Raw genomic sequence first — 18,646 nt, forward strand, 5'->3', positions numbered from 1 at the left:
ATACGCCGTGATGCGCGACCGGGTGCCCTACCGGGAGTAGCCCCGACGGTTGACAAAACTATAGGAACACCCAATGACTAACGTCGCAGGTTGAGGACGGGCAGCGAGCGGGTCGCATTTGAGACAAGGTGACGTGAAACGAAAGGGCGCTGACCTTCTGGTCGCGCCCTTGAAGTTGAACGTCAGATTGTCCAAATGCGGCCCGCGCAGCGTCGAGCCGTTACGGCGTTTGGCAAAACGCCGTAACTTAGTAGTTGGCCTCGTAGCCGTTGCCGTCGCCGGTGGGCTCTTCGTAGTAATCGGAACTGTCGCTCGAATCGTCGGAATCGTCAGAGCTGACCGATGAGGTTGCGGTACCGTTTGCGTAGTCGTCAGACGTGTTGTTGCTGAGGTCACCGATCGTAGAGCTGGAACCATCGGACATACCCATGGTGTTGGGACCCTTGGGATCCTTGCCGGCATCGACGCGCTCCATCATTTCCTTGAGCTCGTCCTCGTAGACAAAGACGTAGCTCACACCGTCGATCATGGTGCTGTCGTCGGCGTACGAGGGCAGGTTGGCCGAGTAGATACCGTCGACATCCATACCGCGCATGGCGTTGACCGTAGCCACGATATCCTGAACGCTCATATCGGTTACAAGCATATCGGACAGCGAATTAACCAGGCCAAAGATCTTCGTGGCATCGAAGTTATTGAGAATCTGGTTGGCAAGGGCGCCAAGCACCTGACGCTGGTGGCGCATGCGCGTGTAATCGCCGTCGGCATAGGTGTAGCGGCAGCGGGCATAGGTAAGGGCGGTGGCACCGTCCATATGCTGCTGGCCAGCGGTAATCTTAATATCCAGGTGCTCGGGGTCGTCAACATCATCGGTTGCGTTAATGTCGATACCGCCAACCGAATCAATCAGCGCCTGCATACCGTCGAAGCTGACCTCGGCATAGTGGGAAATCTGAACACCGCACAGCTCGTTGACCGCCTCGACCATGGCCTCGGCGCCGCCAACGGTATGGCAGGCGTTGATCTTCATGGTCTCGCCCTTGTACTCGACCTTGGTGTCGCGCGGAACGGAAATGAGCGTCGCCTGCTTTTGCGTGGGGTCGATGCGTGCCAGGATAATCGAGTCGGCACGATACGTATCCTCGCCCGGACGGCCGTCGGTGCCAAGAAGCAGCACGTAGAACGGATCCTTTGCCTCATCGGTGTCAACCAGAACCCGACGCAGATTGTCAGTAATGACATTAGAATCGCCGAGCTTGCCCATAATGGTGGCAAACCACAGGCCGGCAGCGGTCGTGGCACTCAGCAGCACGCCAAGCACGACAATGAGCGCGACGTGACGAATCGTGTGGCTACGGCGGCGTTGACGAGCGCGCTCGGAATAGCGAGCCACGTTATCGCGACTGTAGATCTTGGCCTGCGCACCAGTTGAGGGTCTTCGGGTGGTGGTATCCGCGAGGGGCTTTTTATTAAACATAGGCAACCTGTATTAGTAGATGACGGGATCGGGGACGGTAGCATGCTCGACATGCGCGCCGAGCGCCTGCAGCTTTTCGACAAACTGCTCGTAGCCGCGCTTGATGTGATGGATAGCCGAAACCTCGGTCGTCCCGTCGGCGATCAAGCCCGCTACGACGAGGGCCGCTCCGCCGCGCAAATCGGGCGAGGTAACCTGTGCACCCGAGAAGCCCTTGACGCCATGAATCATGGCATGATGGCTCTCGATACGAATGTCGGCACCCATGCGCACCAGCTCAGAGGCAAACATAAAGCGATTCTCGAAGATGTTCTCGGTAATAACGGAACTGCCGTCGGCAAGGGCGGAGAGCACCATAATCTGCGCCTGCATGTCGGTCGGGAAACCGGGGAACGGAAGCGTCTGGATGTCGACCGGCTTGATACGCTCGGCACGGTTCACATGGACGCCATCCTCGACGCGCTCGCAGTCGATACCCATGAGCTCCATCTTCTTGAGCACCATGCCCAAATGAATGGGGCAAAAGCCCGTGACATCGACACCGCGATCGTCCGCCATCAACGCACCGGCGACGATAAAGGTACCGGCCTCGATGCGGTCGCCCACCACGCGATGGATAACGGGATGGAGCTCTTCCACGCCTTCGATAGTCACGACGGGCGTACCGGCGCCAACAATCTTGGCGCCCATCTCGTTGAGCATGTTGGCGAGATCGACGATCTCGGGCTCGCGGGCGGCATTGTCGATAACCGTGGTGCCCTGTGCGCGCACAGAGGCCATGATGAGATTCTCGGTCGCACCGACGCTGGCGAACTCGAGCGTGACGGTGGTACCGCGCAGACCTTGGGGCGCATTAGCGTTGATGTAACCGTGGGCGGTATCGAACTCAACGCCCAGGGCCTCAAGACCAAGAATGTGCATATCGATCTTGCGAGCACCCAGGTTGCAGCCGCCCGGCATGGCAATTTTGGCGCGATGGAAGCGGCCCAGCAGGGGTCCCATGACGGCGGTGGAAGCGCGCATCTTGGCAACGAGCTCGTAGGGGGCCTCCCATGAATCGACCTGAGAGGTATCAATCTCGAGCGTGTGCTCGTCGAGAACATCGATCGTAGCGCCCATGCCCTTGAGCACCTTGCCCATCACGTGGACATCGGAAATATCGGGCACGTTCTGCAGCGTCGTCTTGCCCGGCGCCAGAAGCGTTGCCGCCATGAGTTTGAGCGCGGAGTTCTTGGCGCCCGAGACGGGCACGGAGCCTCCGATGGCGTGGCCACCCTCAACGCGGATAATATCCAAGGTCTACCCTTTCAAAAAGCATGCCCGGGGTGGCTGGGCCATCCCGGGCATGATGTGTTCGCAAATGGTCGAACGCTAAATCGTTTGACTATTGGGCAAGCTTGAGCTTACACCATGCGATTTCATTATAGAGGTAGGCGCGGCGTGCATCATCCTCCGACAAATTACCCAGCTTCTCTTCAAAACCTTGAATATCAGCTTTAAGCTTGTCGGCATCGACGGTCGCCAAATCGCAAGCGCGCTCGGCGAGAACGGTCACGACATCGTCCGCAACCTGGGCATAGCCGCCGGCCACGGCAAACGTGTGGTCGACAGTGCCCATGGCCTTATCGGAAACGCGAACGTAACCGCGGTCGATCGTGCAGATCTCGCTGGAGTGAGCAGGCAGGACGCCAAACTCGCCATCCGTGGACGGAATCGACACAAACGCAGCGTCGCCCTCATAGGCGCAGCTCACGGGGCACACGATGCGGATACGCATAACCTACTTCTCCCCCATCTTGCGGGCGCGCTCGCGCACGTCCTCAATCGTGGAAGCATAGCGGAAAGCCTGCTCGGGCAGGTCATCGGCCTTGCCGTCGACAATCTCGGCGAAAGAGCGGACGGTATCCTCGACGCGGACGTAGACACCGGGGTTGCCGGTGAACTTCTCGGCGACGTGGAAGGACTGCGAGAGGAACTGCTGAATCTTACGGGCACGGTTGACCGTAAGGCGCTGCTCCTCGGACAGCTCGTCCATACCCAGAATGGCGATGATGTCCTGAAGGTCGGAGTACTCCTGCAGGAGCTCCTGGACCTTGACGGCGACACGGTAGTGCTCCTCGCCGACGATCGAGGGATCGAGAGCGTCGGAGGAAGATGCGAGCGGGTCGATAGCCGGGAATAGGCCGAGCGACGAAATGCTACGCGAAAGAACCGTGGTGGCGTCGAGGTGCGTAAACGTCGTGGCAGGCGCAGGGTCGGTCAGGTCGTCTGCGGGGACGTAGACAGCCTGGACGGAGGTAATGGAGCCCGTCTTGGTCGAGGTAATGCGCTCCTGGAGGTCGCCCATCTCGGTTGCCAGCGTGGGCTGGTAACCAACGGCGGACGGCATACGGCCCAGCAGTGCGGAAACCTCGGAACCTGCCTGGGAAAAGCGGAAGATGTTGTCGATGAACAGCAGAACGTCCTGACCACGATCACGGAAATACTCAGCGGTGGTAAGGCCGGCCAGACCGATGCGCAGACGCGCTCCGGGCGGCTCGTTCATCTGACCATAAACCAAGCAGGTCTTGTCGATAACGCCAGACTCGCTCATCTCGAGGAACAGGTCGGTGCCCTCGCGGGTACGCTCGCCGACGCCGGTGAACACCGAGGTGCCGCCGTGCTCCTGGGCGAGGTTGTTGATGAGCTCCTGAATCAGAACGGTCTTGCCGACGCCGGCGCCGCCGAACAGGCCCGTCTTGCCGCCACGGATGTAGGGCTCGAGCAGGTCGACGGCCTTGATGCCGGTCTCGAAGATCTCGGTCTTGGTGGTGAGCTCGTCAAAGCGGGGCGCTGCATGGTGGATGGGGTAGAACTCCTCCACCTCGGGCATGGGCTTGCCGTCGACGGGCTTGCCCATGACGTTCCAAATTCGGCCGAGCGTCTTGGGGCCAACGGGCATCTTCATGGGCTCACCGGTATCGGTGGCGATGAGGCCGCGCTGCAGGCCGTCGGTCGAGGACATGGCGACCGTGCGGACGACGCCGCCCGGAAGCTGGCTCTCGACCTCGAGGATCGTGCTCAGATGACCGATCGGGGTCTCGGCCTCGACCGTGAGCGCGTTGTAGATCGGGGGCACCGCGCCGTCAAACTTGACGTCAACGACAGGGCCGATGATTCGCACGATGCGACCATCACCGGCAGTCGTCTTCTTGGTGGCTTCCTCGACCGCAAGCTTTACGGTGTTATTAGCCATTACTGTTCCTCCAATGCTGAGGCTCCGCCGACGATCTCGTTAATCTCGGTCGTGATCGAAGCCTGGCGCACGCGACTATACGTGCGGGTAAGGGTCGAGATGATCGCGGTGGCGTTTTCCGTCGCGGAGTGCATGGCCTTGCGGCGTGCACCCTGCTCGGCAGCCGCCGAATCGATCAGGGCCTGGTAGATGACCGTCAGGATATAAGACGGCACAAGCTTGCCGAGAACATGCTCGGGAGAGGGCACGAACTCGAACGTGGACGAGATGCGCTTAGGGGCGTCGGTCTCGTTCTTACGCGGACCGTGGGCCATAGCGATCATCTCGGGGTCGAGCGGCAACAGATGCTCGACGCGAAGCTCCTGATCCACGCGGTTCTTGGCGTGGTGGTAGACAAGCTCGACACGGTCAAGCTCACCGGCACGATACGCATCGCAGATATGAGAGGAAATCATGCGGGCCTGATTGAAATCGGGCTCAGAGGAGTTGCCCTCAAAGTGCATGACAACGTTTGCGCGGTCACGGAAATACGTGGCCGGCTTACGCCCGCACGCGATGATCTCGCACTCGATGCCGTCGTTCGCCCAAGAAGCGGCGAGCTTTTCGGCCGTGCGCTCCACCGTCGTATTGAAACCGCCGGCAAGGCCGCGGTCCGAGGCAATAACGACAATCAGGCCATGCTTGACGCTCTCATGCTTCTGCAGCATGGGATCGGTGCCCGAACAGGAGGCGTCGCCGGCGACCGTCAACATGACGTCGGTCAGCGCCTCCTTATAGGGCTCGGCCTGCTTGGAGCGATCGAGGGCACGACGGATCTTGGCCGTAGAGACCATCTCCATCGTGCGCGTGATCTGCTTGGTCGTGGTAACCGAGGAGATTCGCTTCTTAATGTCGCGAAGGTTGGCCATGGGGCTTAGTTCTCCTCTGATCCAGAAACATCCGAATGGTGCTTGGCCATGAACTGCTGCTTGAAGTCGCCGATGACGCGCAAGAGCTCAGCCTTGATGTCATCATCGATCTTCTTGGCGCGAACCTTGTCGAGCAGCGAGCCAAAGCCATTGTCCATGTACTCGATGAGCTCGGCACGGAAGGGCAGCACGTCGGCGATCTCCAGGTCATCCAGGAAGCCCTCGTTGCCAGCGAACAGCGTAACGATCTGCTCGCCAACCTCAAACGGCTTGTAACGCGGCTGCTTCAGGAGCTCGGTCATGCGAGCACCATGGGTCAGCTGCTTCTGAGTAGCCTCGTCGAGGTCGGAGCCGAACTGCGTAAAGCCAGCGAGCTCCTGGTACGAAGCGAGGTCCAGACGGAGGTTGCCGGCGACCTGCTTCATGGCCTTGGTCTGCGCATCGCCACCGACGCGGGACACGGAGATGCCCACGTCGACTGCCGGGCGCTGACCCTGGAAGAAGAGCTCGGACTGCAGGTAGATCTGACCATCGGTAATGGAAATGACGTTGGTCGGAATGTAGGCCGAGACGTCGCCGTCCTGGGTCTCGATGATCGGCAGTGCCGTCATGGAGCCGTAACCGTTCTTCTTGGACATCTTGACGGCACGCTCGAGCAGACGAGAGTGCAGGTAGAAGATGTCGCCAGGATAGGCCTCGCGTCCGGGCGGACGATGCAGCGTCAGCGACATCTGACGGTAGGCCACAGCCTGCTTGGACAGGTCGTCGTAGATGACGAGCACGTGGCCGCCGGGGTTGGTCTCGCTGGCGGGCTTGCCGTCCTCGCCGTTGTACATGAAGAACTCGCCGATAGCGGCACCGGCCATAGGCGCGATGTACTGCATAGGGGCGGAATCGGCAGCGGTGGCCGAAACGATGATGGTGTAGTCGAGCGCACCGTGCTGAGCGAGGGTCTCGCGGATGTTGGCAACCGTGGAGGCCTTCTGGCCGATGGCGACATAGATGCAGACCATGCCCTTGCCGCGCTGGTTGAGAATAGCGTCGATGGCGATGGCGGTCTTACCGGTCTTACGGTCGCCGATGATGAGCTCACGCTGACCGCGGCCAATAGGCACCATGGAGTCGATAGCGAGCAGACCGGTCTGAACCGGCTCGCACACCGGGGTACGATCGATGACGCCGGGAGCCTTGAACTCGATGGGGCGACGGTGCGTGGCGACGATGTCGCCCAGGCCGTCGATGGGCTGGCCGAGCGGATTGACGACGCGGCCGAGCATGGCACGGCTCACGGGGATATCCATAATGCGGCCAGTGGTGCGGCACTCGTCGCCTTCCTTGATGGAGTCGACGGCACCGAACAGAACGGCGCCGACCTCGTCACGGTCAAGGTTCTGGGCAAGGCCGAAGACGGTCTCACCGGTATCGGAGCTCTTGAACTCCAGAAGCTCGCCTGCCATGGCGCTCTTGAGGCCGGAGACGCGCGCGATGCCGTCGCCTACCTCGTCGACCGTTGAAACCTCATGCGTATCGACCGTCGCGGAGAGGCTCGTGAGCTGCTCCTGCAGTTTCTTGGCGATATCCTGGGCATTGAGGGTTTCGGACATTAGGCTTCACCTCCGTACGAATTAGCAGAGTTTGCGAGGGTCTCCTGCGCGATGCGCAGCTGCGTCTTGACGGAAATGTCACGACGCTCGCCGCGGGCCTCGAGCACCAGGCCGCCCACGATAGACGGGTCGACCTGCTCGATAAGGAATACCTTGCGGCCGAAGTCCTGCTCGCATTTCTTAGTGATGGTTTGACGCAGCTCGTCGTCGAGCGGGATCGCCGTGGTGACGGTCACGCCCACTACATCCTCGTCTTCCTCGGCAACATACTTAAAGGCAGCTGCCACCTTGGGAAGAAGGTCGAGCTGGTCGCGCTTGGACATGGTGTCGAGCACGGCGATGATCTCGGGGCTGGCAGAAGCCAAGCGCTCGATCATCTCGAGGTCCTCGAACACATGGTTCTCGGCCTTGGCGGCTTCCAGAAGGGAGCGCGCATAGGTCTCGAGCACCTTGTCCTGATAGCGGCTAGTCGGCATTCAGGCTACCTGCTTCCTGGATGTAGCGCTCGATGAGCTTCTTCTGCTCGGCATCGTCCTCGAGTGCCTCGCCCACGATCTTGGTGGCGACGGCAACGGACAGGTCGGCGATGGAGCTCGCGGCACCGGCGTAAATGGACTTGCGCTCGTCCTCGACGGTCGTATGGGCCTTGGCGATGATCTCCTCGGCCTCCTTGTGAGCAGCCTCGATGATACGGGCGCGCTCGGACTCGGCGTCCTTACGGGCCTCGAGGACGATGTCGGCAGCCTGACGGCGGGCGTCGGTGACGATCGAGTCGGACTCAGCGCGCTTGGCGATAGCCTCCTGCTTGGTCTTCTCGGCCTCGTCGAGGCTCTCCTCGATCTTCTTGCCGCGCTCCTCCATGGTTTTCATGATGCCCGGCAGGGCGACCTTGGCCAGCACGATCCAGATGATCAGGAAGGCGATAAGCGCCGGGATGAACTCCGCCATCTTAGGGATGAGGATGTCCGCACCGGCAGCGCCGTCCTCGGCGAACGCGGAAACCGGCATGAGCAGCGCGGCCGCGGACGCGGAGAGTGCGATCGCGCTCTTCTGGGATGAAAGATTCATACTTGACGCTCCGTGCTATTTAACGATCAGCGCGACAACGAAGCCGATCAGAGCCAGAGCCTCGCCGAAGGCGGAGCCCATGATGAAGACGGTGAACACGCGGCCCTGGACCTCAGGCTGACGGGCCATAGCACCCGTAGCACCCAGAGCAGACAGGCCGATAGCAAGACCAGCGCCGATAACACCGAGACCGTAACCGATAACTCCCACGATTCCTCCTTTGTCGTGCGTGTCTTATTTCACGCAGGATAACCTTTTTATAACTGCCGGGCTCCATGGGTACGGGCACCGGCGGTTTAACGAATTGCCTTACCTTGAAGACGCGAACGGAAGACTACTCCTCCTCCGCAACCTCCTCTGCCTCAGAGACATACACGGCGGTAAGGACCGTGAAGACGTAAGCCTGGATGGCGCCGACCACAAGCTCGATCGCATAGATCAGGATGAGGATGGCAAGCCAGGCCAGCGAAGGCAGGGCGCCGACGGCGTGGGCCGCGGAAACCTGCTGAAGCAGCGGCTGCATGAACATGCTCGCCATGATGGCGAACGAACCCATGACCACGTGTCCTGCGAACATGTTGCAGAACAGACGGACGGCGAGCGTGATGAGGCGCAGGAAGGTCGAAAAGAGCTCGACGACCCACACGAGCACGTTCATCGGGAAGCTCACGCCCTGCGGGGCGAGGCTCTTGATGTAGCCGATCACGCCGTGAGCCTTGCATCCGTAGTAGATGAAGTACACGAAGGCGAAGATGGCGAGCGCGGCGGTGGAGCCGATTGCGCCGGTGCCGGGCTTCATTCCCGGAATCAGGCCGATCATGTTATTGATCAGGATGAACAGGAAAAGCGAGCACAGGAACGGGAAGTGCTTCTTCCAGTTCTCACCCACGACGCCCTTGCCGATATCGTTCTCGACGTACTCGATGATGTACTCGAAACCGTTGACGAAGAAGCCCTTGGGAACCAGGGTCTGCTTCTTCTTGAACACGGCCAGGACGATCAGGAGCACGATCGTGGAGACGATCAGCCAAAACGAGTACTGCGTGATGCCGCAGCTCAGATCGCCCACGACAGGGGTGGAGCTGAACTCGCTGACCAGATGATTAATCTCATCAGGCAGCTTTTCAAAAATTTCCACGACTTACCTTTCGACCTCATGAGGATCTCGCAGCGCCTTGGCGACACGAACCGTGCAGGCGGCCATAAAGGCCACGAAGCCGATCGCCTCGCCCAGGAGGAACATGCGAAATGCCTCTCCGAACAACACAAACACAACCAAGGTAAAGACGAGCAGGGCGATTGCCGAGACCGCCAGACTCACCATGCCCTTGAACATGTCCGCATTCTGCTTATCGTCAAGAACCGGCTTGAGCGTAAAGACAAAGGGAAGGAAGGCAATTGCGCCCGCGATGACGCCTGCAACGATAGCGAGCAGATCGGCTATCTGAAACACTGGCGTCCTCACTTTCCCTCTTTAACGCTTCCCAGAACAGTTCCCGCCAAACATTGGTGACTATTGTACGAGCCAATCGCTAAAGTACAACCGAAAAAGCATCGGTTAATACGCACCTGTTCGTTTTCTTAAGACCTTCTTTATGCCGCAGGTAGGTAATACGTTTTTCTCGAACCCTGCAGGGCAAAACGTCCGTTAACGGGAGTGCGCGCGGTCGCCTTTTGTTCGTCCGCGCGCACCGTTTCTTCGTATTTGCAGCCGCGGCCGTCTTAGCCCGACGACTAGAGCGTGCCGTAGATGCGGTCGCCGGCGTCGCCCAGGCCGGGAACGATGTAGGCGGCCTCGTTGAGATGGTCATCGATGGCGCACGTATAAATATGTACGTCGGGGTCCTTTTCGGTCAGTGATTTGAGACCCTCGGGGGCCGCGACGATGCACAGCATGCGGATGTCCTTGACACCGCGCTCGCGCAAGTAGCTGATAGCCATCTCGGCCGAACCGCCCGTGGCGAGCATGGGGTCGACAACCAGGCAGATGCGTTGGTCGATATCCTTGGGCATCTTGCAGTAGTACTCATGCGGCTCGTGGGTGACCTCGTCGCGCTCCATGCCGATGTGGCCCACGCGGGCAGAGGGTACCAGGTCGAGGATGCCGTCGACCATGCCAAGGCCTGCACGAAGGATGGGAACGATGGCGAGCTTTTTGCCGGCAAGCTGCTTAAACGTGGCGGTGGTGATGGGGGTCTCGACCTCGACGTCTTCCATGGGCAGGTCGCGCATGGCCTCGTAGCCGTCAAAAAGCGCGAGTTCGCGCACGAGCTGGCGGAACTGGTTGGTGCCGGTGTTTTTATCGCGCAGGATCGACAGCTTGTGCTGAACGAGCGGATGATCGACAAGCGTCACACGGGACGCATCGTAGGTGACGGTCATGGGTTGATTGCCCCTTTCGTTGCGGCCGCAAAACGGCCTTGCTGACAAGGCGCGCAGCAATGTCGCCACCGCACGCCATACATTAGTTTAGCGGTTTGTTGTATCGAGCAGCCCATCGCAGCCCTACTGTGAGGTGCTGAGCGAGCGCCTGACTGCATCACGCCAGCCCGCAAGGTTTTGCTCGCGGCGCTCGGCGGACATGTGGGGAAGGAAGGTCCTAACGATCTGGGCATTTTGCTCCAGCTCTTCCAGGTCTTCCCAATAGCCGACGGCAAGACCCGCCAAGTACGCGGCACCGATTGCCGTGGTCTCCACCGTCTCGCATTGCAGCACGGGGATATCCAGCAGGTCGGCCTGGAATTGCATGATGAACTCGTTGCGCGAGGCACCGCCATCGACAGACAGGCGCTCAATCGAAAGCCCCACGTCCTGCTCCATGGCGCGCAGCACGTCGTAGCTCTGATATGCCATGGATTCGCAGGCGGCACGTACGATGGTCGCACGGCTCGAGGCGCCGGTCAGACCGCACACGATACCGCGAGCGTGCGGGTCCCACCAGGGAGCACCCAAACCCGCAAAGGCCGGAACGAAGTAGCAGCCCTCGTTGTCGCTAATCGAAGCGGCGAGTTGTGCCGACTCGCTCACGCTCGAGATGATGCCCATGTTGTTGCGAAGCCAGTTCATCGTTGAGCCGGCGGCAAAAATAGAGCCCTCGAGCGCATAGCTGACTTTGCCGTCCGCAGCGATACCGATGGTGGAGACCAGGCCATTCTTGGATTCGACGATCTCGTCGCCGGTGTTCATGAGCATAAAGCAACCCGTGCCATAGGTGTTTTTGGTCTGGCCGGGACGGAAACAGCAGTGGCCGAACAGCGACGCCTGTTGGTCACCCGCCACGCCCATGATGGGCGGCATGTTGGTCATGATGTCGCTCGCGACGCGGCCGTAGTCGCCCGAGCTCCAGCGAACCTCGGGCATCATGGAACGTGGAACGTCAAAGAGTGCCAGCAGGTCGTCGTCCCAATCGAGCGTATGGATATTAAAGAGTGCCGTGCGGCTGGCATTGGTGTAGTCGGTGGCAAAGACCTGGCCGCCGGTAAGGTTGTAGATGAGCCAGGTGTCGATGGTGCCAAACATGAGGTCGCCCGCCGCCGCGCTTTCGCGTGCGCCGTCGACGTTGTCGAGAATCCACTGCACCTTGGAGGCCGAGAAATACGGGTCGAGCGTGAGTCCCGTGCGGGAGCGCACCAGCCCTTCTGCGCCCTGCTCGACAAGCTCGTCGATCAGAGGTGCGGTACGGCGGCACTGCCATACGATAGCGTTATAGATCGGCTGACCGCTCACGCGATCCCAGACCACCGTGGTCTCGCGCTGGTTGGAGATGCCGATGGCGGCAATGCGGTCGGAGTGGATACCGCTCTTAAACTGGACTTCCATCATGACGGCGATCTGGCTAGCAAGGACCGCCATGGGGTCTTGCTCCACCCAACCGGGACGCGGAAAGCTGGTTTTGACGCTGCGACGTGCCTGCGCGACGATGCAGCCGTACTCGTCGACGATGGTCGCAAGTACCGAGGTGGTGCCGCAGTCGAGTGCCATGATGTAGGAACCGCCAAAGTTAAACGAGGCATCTTCCATGCCCAGGCTGCCCAGATTCAACGACATCGCTTACACCTTTCTATTGCATCGGGCCAGACAGGACCCGTTCGATCTCTGATGCGGGAAGTGCGCCTTGGCGCAGGATCTGGAGCCCGCCGTGCTGGAACGACACGATGGTCGAAGCGTCGCGACACGGGGTCTCACCGGCGTCGACGGCAACATCGACTCCCTCCAGGATGCGCTCCTCCACCGTGGCAAAACTTGCCGGCGCGGGCGCGCCATGCGTGTTGGCGCTGGTGCAGGCAAGAGGGCTGCCGCAGGCGCGGATGAGCGCTTGCACCACGGGCGAGGCCGAAGCGCGAAGCGCCACCGTGTCGTCGGCGGCGCGCATAAAGGTCGGCACGCAGGGGGCCGCCTTGACCACGATAGTCAGGGCGCCCGGCCAGCATCGTCGGGCGAGCACGCGGGCCTCGTTAGGGATATCCACGCCATAGCGATCGAGCGCCTCGGCATCATCGACCAGCCAGGCAACCGTTTGGGTGAGCTCGCGCTGCTTGAGGGTAAAAATACGACGATAGCCGGTACCGAGCGCGGGGACCGCGGCGCCGTTGACGGTGGCCTGCGGATCGCGCGGCCACGATGGGAATTCGCTTGTATCTTGAGGCACGGCGTCCGAAAAGGCGTTAACTGCCACAGCGACACCATAGACGGTCTCGGTCGGAATCAGGGCCAGACCGCCACAGCCGAGCACCTCGGCCGTACGCTCGACGGCAAGCCGATGCGGCTCCCGCGCTCCCTCGTATACCCGATAGACCGTCTGCATGTGTATGCCAGCCCCTTACGCTCTGGTGCAAGTTTGTTTACTGTGGGGCATTCTCGCACGAAACGTTCAATCTATTTGCCCAGAGCGCATGTTGGTTTGGTGAGCGGCTCTAGTAGTCGGTGAAAGTGAGGGGGTTATTGGACTGCGACGAACTTCTTTGGCCTGCCGGCGTGACGTTCTTGGGCGGCGTAACGCTCAATGCTGTCTATCGTTATCATCCGACGGCCGTCGACGAGTTCAACATCGAGCTTTCCGGCTTTGACCAGCGCGGTAATCCGCGGAGCGGAGACTTTGAGGTCCAGCGCTGCGTCTTTAAATGTTCGGCACGCCGCTTCCCGAGCGTCCTCGTGGTCGATTTCGACTGAAAGGGCCACGACCTCGGCCGAGCGTTCGTACCCTGCCGGAGTCAAACCGTTGTTGAGGTCGTCGGCCAAAAACGCCATCAGTGCCTCGGTAGCATGGGCAATCGCTTCTTCGCGCGTATCGCCATCGGCAAAGGCGCCGGGAATCTGCGGGAAGCTAGCGCAGTAACCATCGTCTTCTTTTATGAGAACGCAGTCATAGGTAAATCGCTGCCTCATTTTGCCTCCAACTACCATCCAGCTTGGCGACGAATACTTGCCCACGTGCCCTTCTTTGGTCGATCACCACCAGAGCCGTTCACGGTGACAACGCGGTCACCAGAAACATACTTAGCATGACTACCGACTTGCGCGACCTTCACGAATCCATCGTGCTTGAGTAGGGCAATGATTTCCCGAAAGGTAGGAGGTTGCATGGGCCGACCTCTTTCAGCCGTCCTAATTATAAACTACTTTATAATTTTTGCTAACCAGTTAATAAATATTACTGGCGTTGCTTGGGCTCGGTGACGATGGCTCGGACAATGCGGGGGCGATCGGTGAGGTCGTGGACGATACGCACGTCCGAAAGGCCTGCTTGACGACAGAGCTCGGCCGCGGCGTCGAGCGCGCCCTCGTAGAGCTCGCAGGCAAACAGGCCGCCGGCACGCAGCATGTAGGGCGCCGCGTTGAGCAGGCGGCGGAAGATATCGAGACCGTCGGCACCGCCCTCGAGCGCCAGATCAGGCTCAAAGTCCTTGACCTCATGCGGCAGCGAGCGCATGACATCGGTGGGGATGTAGGGCGGGTTGGAGACGAGTACGTCAAAGGTGCCCCACTCTTCGCGGGGAATGGAGCTCACCAGGTTTGTGAGGCTGAAGGCGACCTCGTCGGACGTGAGGCCAAGCGCATCACGGTTTTTGGTAGCAAGGTCGATGGCGCGCGGCTCGATATCGGTAGCAGTGCAGGTAACGTGGCCGCGGCGCTCCCAGGCAAGGGAGAGCGAAATGCAGCCCGTGCCGCAGCCGACCTCGAGAACGCGGGCAGTGCGGGGCTCGGCTGGGGCAGGCGCAGCGGCATCCTGAGCTGAAGCCGTCTCCTGGTCGGCGCCCTCGATGGCGATGCCGTATTCGTCGAGCTCGGACTCGGCAGCTTCCGCGGCTTCGGCTTCTGCTGCCTGCGCGGCGGCTTCCTCGGCCTCGCGATCGGCAAGCTCCTCGGCATAGGCGCGGCTACCGAGCACGTCGCTACCCAGCGCAGCCTCATCGGCGGCCGTCAGGTTGGCAGCACGGCGCTCGGCGGTCGCGCGTTCGTCGGCCAGCGCCGCCTCGGCTTTGCGGGCCTGCTCGACCTCATCGTTCCAAGGCAGCTCAACACGCTGACGGGCAGCGGCCTCGGGGCTCAGCACCTCGGTATCCAGATAGTTCAGGACTTCTTCGACGAGCATCTCGGTCTCGGGGCGCGGGATGAGCACGCCGGGGGCGCACGCGACGTCGATCATGCGAAACTGCGTGCTGCCGGTGATGTACTGCAGCGGCTCGCCTTTGGCGCGACGAACGACGGCCGCGTGCATGGTCTCGAGCTGGGCCGCGTTAAGCGTCTCGTCCATGCGCATATACAAGTCGATACGCGCCAGGCCCGTGGCCGCGCACAGCAGCCACTCGGCAGAAAGACGGGGATGCTCCTCGCCGCGCTCGGCCAGGTACTCCTTGGTCCACTCGAGACAACGCTTGATGGTCCAGATCTCGTTTGCCATGGGGCCCTCCCCTCTTAAGCGCCGGGCGGCGCGCGAATGTCGGAGCAGATTGTAAGCGAGGCCAGCGCTTGGCAAGGGGCGATTAAAGGCGATTATCGAGAATCAGCCCAGAATTTTGCTTGGAGTCCACCTGAAGTGTTCATTCGTCGACGTCTAAATCTGCATCCGTCAAGTTTTTGGCAAGGTTGCCCCAAAACTGACCAATATCTAACCAAGAACTTGCCACATCGCTTGACGCACGACACGCCAAAATTCGCCCCACGACTTCTCGAACGATAATTTAAGCATTATTTTCGGCGATAGACGCATGCTGATCATTGCTTTGCGCAGGTGAACGGCTCAAGAACTATCAAAGCAGATTGAATAACATCCCAAAGCAATGTACCCAACCTAGTCGTTGGACGTTCTTGTTTGACTAGTCATTTAAGAACGTCCCCAACGACTACTCATTTAAGTCTGTCCCCAATGAGTGCCCCACATCCGGGGCAAGGCAACGCCGCAGGTAGAGGACGGACAGCGAGCGCCGCTCAGAGCGAACAAGTTGGCATGAAAAAGGCAAGGCATAGACCTTCTGGTCATGCCTTGCCTTTTGAATGACAAATTGTCGCTCTGGGCGGCGCGCAGCGTCGACCGGTTACGCGGTTTGGTAAAACCGCGTAACCTACACAGCCTGTGCCAGCTTCTCGGCTCGCTCGGCGGCGGCGAGCGCCTCGATGACGGTGCCGAGCTGGTCGCCCAGAAGAACGCCGTTGTAGGTGGAGTTGAAGCCGATGCGGTGATCGGTCACGCGGTCCTGGGGCTGGTTGTAGGTGCGGATCTTCTCGGAACGGTTGCCGTGGCCGATCTGGCTCTGGCGCTCGGCACCGAGCTCCGCCTGCTGCTTCTCGAGCTCCATCTCGTACAGACGGGCGCGTAGCATCTGCATGCAGACTTCGCGGTTCTGGATCTGGGAGCGCTGTTCCTGCGACTGCACCACGGTGTTGGTGGGCAGATGGGTGATGCGCACGGCGGAATAAGTGGTGTTAACGCACTGACCACCAGGGCCGGAGGCGCAGTAGGTGTCGATGCGCAGGTCGGACTGGTTGATCTGGACGTCGATTTCCTCGGCCTCGGGAAGTACGGCGACGGTCGCCGTGGAGGTCTGGATACGGCCCTGGGACTCGGTCTTGGGAACGCGCTGGACGCGGTGCACGCCGGACTCGAACTTCATGACGGAGTAGACGCGGTCGCCCTCGACCTTGAACTCGATGGACTTAAAGCCGCCGGCCTCGCTAGGGCTGGAGTCGAGCACGGTGGTCTTCCAGCCGCGCGACTCGCAGAAGCGCTGGTACATCTTGTACAGGTCGCCGGCGAAGATGGCGGCCTCGTCGCCACCGGCGGCGGAGCGGATTTCGACGATAGTGTTCTTGTCGTCGTTGGGGTCGCTCGGGATGAGCATGTACTTGATGTCTTCCTCGAGCTGGGGAAGCTTCTCCTCGTTCTCGGAGATGTCCATCTGGAGCATCTCCTTCTCGTCCGCGTCGGTCGTGTCGCGGAGCATCTCCTTGGCGGCCTCGATGTCATCGAGCGCACCGATGTACTCGCGCGAAGCGGCGATGAGGTCGGACTGGTGCGCGTACTCCTTGTTGAGACGCGTGAACTCCTTAATATCGGAGGCGACGGCCGGGTCGGAGAGCTTCTTCTCGAGCTCCTCGTAGGCCTTGATAATCTTTTCGAGCTTGTCGCGCATGGCGGGACTCCTTTATATGCGTGAAGGTGAAAATCGGCAGAATTGATGGGGCGCGGGGCGCCGATGCGGGGGTAAGCCCGGCTAGAACATGTCGATCTTCAGATACATGCGCATCCCTTCGCGTATGGGGTACATAGTTGCGGTCTAACCCATACATGATAGCGTGCGCAGGCAAACCTGCATATAACCCGCACGGAATGAGCGGACGTAGCCGTTAGGGACGTTCCTTTACGACTAGTCGTTTAAGAACGTCCCCAACGGCTAACAAAGGGACTGTCGCTTTGTCGAATTCTAGAGCGTTTGGAGCAGGGAGATGAGAAAACGGATGCCCTGGAGGTAGGCTCGGCGGGTGATGCGCTCGTTGGTGCCGTGGACGCCGCGGTCGCACTCGTCATCGTCGACCACAAAGGCCGAGAAGCGAATGCACTCAGGGCAAATGCTCTGGTAGTTGGCAGCGTCGGTCGCGCCAATCACAGTCGAGGGCACAATTGCCACTGGCTCGAATGATCCGTTTTCCTCCGTCCCCTTTGGATCACGGAAATAGCGGGCGGCGATGGAGCGAACCGCCTCGAGGCCGGGACCACCGATGCGCGGGGACGGCGAGGGTTCGGAGCTGCCGGGGCCCAGCTCCACTTCGACACGACCGGCAAGGTCCGCCCCGGCAACCGCCTCACGGCAGCGCGCCACAACGTCGGCCACGCTCGTGCCCTCGAGCATGCGGAAGTTGATGTTGGCCCACATATCCTGCGGCATCACGTTAGCACCGGTGCTACCGCCCTCGATTTGGGTCGGTGCACAGGTGGTGGTCACGAGCGGATAGAGCTTCTTGCTGGCGAGGCACTCGCGCACGATGGTGTCCTTGTTGGCGGCAATTTCATCGGCCGTGTAGAGCCCCAGCCCGACGAGCTGTGCGGCAAGCAGGTCCGTGACGCGCGTCGGCCATTCGATATCGCAGATTGCGGCGATGGCGCGGCTCAGCACCTCGAGCGAAGTGCCACCGTAGGGGTTGGAGGAATGTCCGCCCGCGCTCTTTGTCTTGAGCACAATGTCGGCATAACCTTTCTCAGCCAGGTCGGCGTGCATGAGCCAACCCTCGCCCGCGCTGTACTCGGCAGCCGGAACGATGCGGTAGTCGCCCTCGTCGATCAGGCACTCAAGCTCAATGCCGCGTTCCTCGAGCACGCGGCCGATGGCACCCGCACCGAACTGCGTGGTTTCCTCGTCCTGGCCAAAAGCCAGCAGCAGGGTGCGCTCGTGCTCCCAGCCATGGGCCAGCGCATACTCAACCGCCTCGAGAATGCCTGTGACCTGGTCTTTCATATCGATGGCGCCGCGACCCCAAATGTAGGTGTCGTCCACATGTCCGCTAAAGGGGGCATGCGTCCAATCGTCCTCGGTGCCGGGTACCACGGGAACCACGTCCATGTGGCCCATGAGCATAACGGGCTTAAGGGCAGGGTCGGAGCCGGTAAGCGTCACGAGCAGCGAATGGTCGACGAGCTCGATCTCGCCCGCCGCGAACACGCGCGGCCACGCCTGCTGCATATAGGCGCGCAGATCGTCGAACGGCTCCCGGTCCACCGCCTCGGTATCCATACTCGAAATGGTCGGAAACGACAGCACGCGGCCCAGGCGCTCGCACGCGCCGGCCTCGTCTATATCGGCAAAATCGTCCTCATGCGCAAAGAAGCGCCAAACCTCGGCCATGACATCCTTTCGATTGT

Annotated in this window: 19 protein-coding genes; all 19 read right to left on the reverse strand. The window is 60.6% G+C overall.

The window, feature by feature from the left end; all coding sequences use genetic code 11:
• Positions 1-247 precede the first annotated feature (247 nt).
• The 19 genes from DWZ52_RS04510 to DWZ52_RS04600 all read right to left on the reverse strand — a co-directional run bounded on the left by DWZ52_RS04510 (position 248) and on the right by DWZ52_RS04600 (position 18,629).
• Positions 248-1,477: an LCP family protein gene (locus tag DWZ52_RS04510; RefSeq protein WP_117641016.1), complete on the reverse strand. Its 1,230-nt coding sequence runs from the start codon at positions 1,475-1,477 to the stop codon at positions 248-250.
• A 12-nt stretch (positions 1,478-1,489) separates the two neighbouring features.
• Positions 1,490-2,773, reverse strand: coding sequence for a UDP-N-acetylglucosamine 1-carboxyvinyltransferase (murA, locus tag DWZ52_RS04515; protein ID WP_089573101.1), 1,284 nt, complete (start codon positions 2,771-2,773; stop codon positions 1,490-1,492).
• Between the two features lie 88 nt (positions 2,774-2,861).
• A complete protein-coding gene (atpC, locus tag DWZ52_RS04520) occupies positions 2,862-3,254 on the reverse strand; it encodes an ATP synthase F1 subunit epsilon (protein WP_006235718.1) in 393 nt (130 codons plus the stop codon).
• Between the two features lie 3 nt (positions 3,255-3,257).
• On the reverse strand, positions 3,258-4,712 hold the full coding sequence (gene atpD / locus DWZ52_RS04525) for a F0F1 ATP synthase subunit beta (RefSeq protein ID WP_006235717.1): 1,455 nt from the start codon (positions 4,710-4,712) through the stop codon (positions 3,258-3,260).
• Positions 4,712-5,620 (reverse strand): ATP synthase F1 subunit gamma, encoded by a 909-nt coding sequence (atpG, locus tag DWZ52_RS04530; RefSeq protein WP_006235716.1) that lies wholly within the window; start codon positions 5,618-5,620, stop codon positions 4,712-4,714. Before atpG ends, atpD begins: the two co-directional genes overlap by 1 nt.
• A 5-nt stretch (positions 5,621-5,625) precedes the next feature.
• The gene (atpA, locus tag DWZ52_RS04535; protein ID WP_117716381.1) at positions 5,626-7,224 is read right to left on the reverse strand and encodes a F0F1 ATP synthase subunit alpha; all 1,599 of its coding nucleotides are present in this window, start codon (positions 7,222-7,224) and stop codon (positions 5,626-5,628) included.
• Positions 7,224-7,700 carry a FoF1 ATP synthase subunit delta gene (locus DWZ52_RS04540; protein ID WP_006235713.1) on the reverse strand — a complete coding sequence of 159 codons (477 nt, stop codon included), beginning with the start codon at positions 7,698-7,700 and terminating at the stop codon, positions 7,224-7,226. The genes atpA and DWZ52_RS04540 overlap by 1 nt, the downstream gene beginning before the upstream one ends.
• On the reverse strand, positions 7,690-8,292 hold the full coding sequence (gene atpF, locus DWZ52_RS04545) for a F0F1 ATP synthase subunit B (RefSeq protein WP_006235712.1): 603 nt from the start codon (positions 8,290-8,292) through the stop codon (positions 7,690-7,692). The genes DWZ52_RS04540 and atpF overlap by 11 nt, the downstream gene beginning before the upstream one ends.
• A gap of 15 nt (positions 8,293-8,307) precedes the next feature.
• A complete protein-coding gene (locus tag DWZ52_RS04550; RefSeq protein ID WP_022094262.1) occupies positions 8,308-8,502 on the reverse strand; it encodes an ATP synthase subunit C in 195 nt (64 codons plus the stop codon).
• Between the two features lie 124 nt (positions 8,503-8,626).
• Positions 8,627-9,430: a F0F1 ATP synthase subunit A gene (gene atpB, locus DWZ52_RS04555; protein WP_022094263.1), complete on the reverse strand. Its 804-nt coding sequence runs from the start codon at positions 9,428-9,430 to the stop codon at positions 8,627-8,629.
• Between the two features lie 3 nt (positions 9,431-9,433).
• The gene (locus DWZ52_RS04560; protein WP_118384998.1) at positions 9,434-9,745 is read right to left on the reverse strand and encodes a hypothetical protein; all 312 of its coding nucleotides are present in this window, start codon (positions 9,743-9,745) and stop codon (positions 9,434-9,436) included.
• Positions 9,746-10,026: 281 nt separating this feature from the next.
• A complete protein-coding gene (gene upp / locus DWZ52_RS04565; RefSeq protein ID WP_040359658.1) occupies positions 10,027-10,674 on the reverse strand; it encodes a uracil phosphoribosyltransferase in 648 nt (215 codons plus the stop codon).
• A gap of 123 nt (positions 10,675-10,797) precedes the next feature.
• Positions 10,798-12,339 carry a glycerol kinase GlpK gene (gene glpK / locus DWZ52_RS04570; RefSeq protein WP_117862523.1) on the reverse strand — a complete coding sequence of 514 codons (1,542 nt, stop codon included), beginning with the start codon at positions 12,337-12,339 and terminating at the stop codon, positions 10,798-10,800.
• 13 nt (positions 12,340-12,352) lie between these two features.
• Complete coding sequence (locus tag DWZ52_RS04575; RefSeq protein ID WP_118384999.1) at positions 12,353-13,096, reverse strand: L-threonylcarbamoyladenylate synthase; 744 nt, start codon at positions 13,094-13,096, stop codon at positions 12,353-12,355.
• Positions 13,097-13,230: 134 nt separating this feature from the next.
• A complete protein-coding gene (locus tag DWZ52_RS04580; protein ID WP_128620077.1) occupies positions 13,231-13,722 on the reverse strand; it encodes a type II toxin-antitoxin system HicB family antitoxin in 492 nt (163 codons plus the stop codon).
• A complete protein-coding gene (locus DWZ52_RS10320; protein WP_089573106.1) occupies positions 13,689-13,874 on the reverse strand; it encodes a type II toxin-antitoxin system HicA family toxin in 186 nt (61 codons plus the stop codon). The genes DWZ52_RS04580 and DWZ52_RS10320 overlap by 34 nt, the downstream gene beginning before the upstream one ends.
• 68 nt (positions 13,875-13,942) lie before the next feature.
• Positions 13,943-15,193 carry a HemK/PrmC family methyltransferase gene (locus DWZ52_RS04590; protein ID WP_118385000.1) on the reverse strand — a complete coding sequence of 417 codons (1,251 nt, stop codon included), beginning with the start codon at positions 15,191-15,193 and terminating at the stop codon, positions 13,943-13,945.
• A 661-nt stretch (positions 15,194-15,854) separates the two neighbouring features.
• A complete protein-coding gene (gene prfA / locus DWZ52_RS04595) occupies positions 15,855-16,922 on the reverse strand; it encodes a peptide chain release factor 1 (protein ID WP_006235697.1) in 1,068 nt (355 codons plus the stop codon).
• 291 nt (positions 16,923-17,213) lie between these two features.
• A complete protein-coding gene (locus DWZ52_RS04600) occupies positions 17,214-18,629 on the reverse strand; it encodes a M20/M25/M40 family metallo-hydrolase (protein WP_118385001.1) in 1,416 nt (471 codons plus the stop codon).
• Between the last annotated feature and the right edge of the window lie 17 nt (positions 18,630-18,646).

Origin of the sequence: Collinsella sp. AF33-16, from assembly GCF_003475325.1 — a bacterium.
Lineage (GTDB): Bacteria > Actinomycetota > Coriobacteriia > Coriobacteriales > Coriobacteriaceae > Collinsella.

Coding starts and splice junctions, on each gene's coding strand:
- DWZ52_RS04590 (WP_118385000.1), bottom strand. CDS start 15,193: ATGGCAAACGAGATCTGGACCATCAAGCGTTGTCTCGAGTGGACCAAG.
- atpD (WP_006235717.1), bottom strand. CDS start 4,712: ATGGCTAATAACACCGTAAAGCTTGCGGTCGAGGAAGCCACCAAGAAG.
- DWZ52_RS04540 (WP_006235713.1), bottom strand. CDS start 7,700: ATGCCGACTAGCCGCTATCAGGACAAGGTGCTCGAGACCTATGCGCGC.
- glpK (WP_117862523.1), bottom strand. CDS start 12,339: ATGTCGTTGAATCTGGGCAGCCTGGGCATGGAAGATGCCTCGTTTAAC.
- atpC (WP_006235718.1), bottom strand. CDS start 3,254: ATGCGTATCCGCATCGTGTGCCCCGTGAGCTGCGCCTATGAGGGCGAC.
- upp (WP_040359658.1), bottom strand. CDS start 10,674: ATGACCGTCACCTACGATGCGTCCCGTGTGACGCTTGTCGATCATCCG.
- DWZ52_RS10320 (WP_089573106.1), bottom strand. CDS start 13,874: ATGCAACCTCCTACCTTTCGGGAAATCATTGCCCTACTCAAGCACGAT.
- atpF (WP_006235712.1), bottom strand. CDS start 8,292: ATGAATCTTTCATCCCAGAAGAGCGCGATCGCACTCTCCGCGTCCGCG.
- DWZ52_RS04600 (WP_118385001.1), bottom strand. CDS start 18,629: ATGGCCGAGGTTTGGCGCTTCTTTGCGCATGAGGACGATTTTGCCGAT.
- DWZ52_RS04575 (WP_118384999.1), bottom strand. CDS start 13,096: ATGCAGACGGTCTATCGGGTATACGAGGGAGCGCGGGAGCCGCATCGG.
- atpG (WP_006235716.1), bottom strand. CDS start 5,620: ATGGCCAACCTTCGCGACATTAAGAAGCGAATCTCCTCGGTTACCACG.
- DWZ52_RS04510 (WP_117641016.1), bottom strand. CDS start 1,477: ATGTTTAATAAAAAGCCCCTCGCGGATACCACCACCCGAAGACCCTCA.
- atpA (WP_117716381.1), bottom strand. CDS start 7,224: ATGTCCGAAACCCTCAATGCCCAGGATATCGCCAAGAAACTGCAGGAG.
- prfA (WP_006235697.1), bottom strand. CDS start 16,922: ATGCGCGACAAGCTCGAAAAGATTATCAAGGCCTACGAGGAGCTCGAG.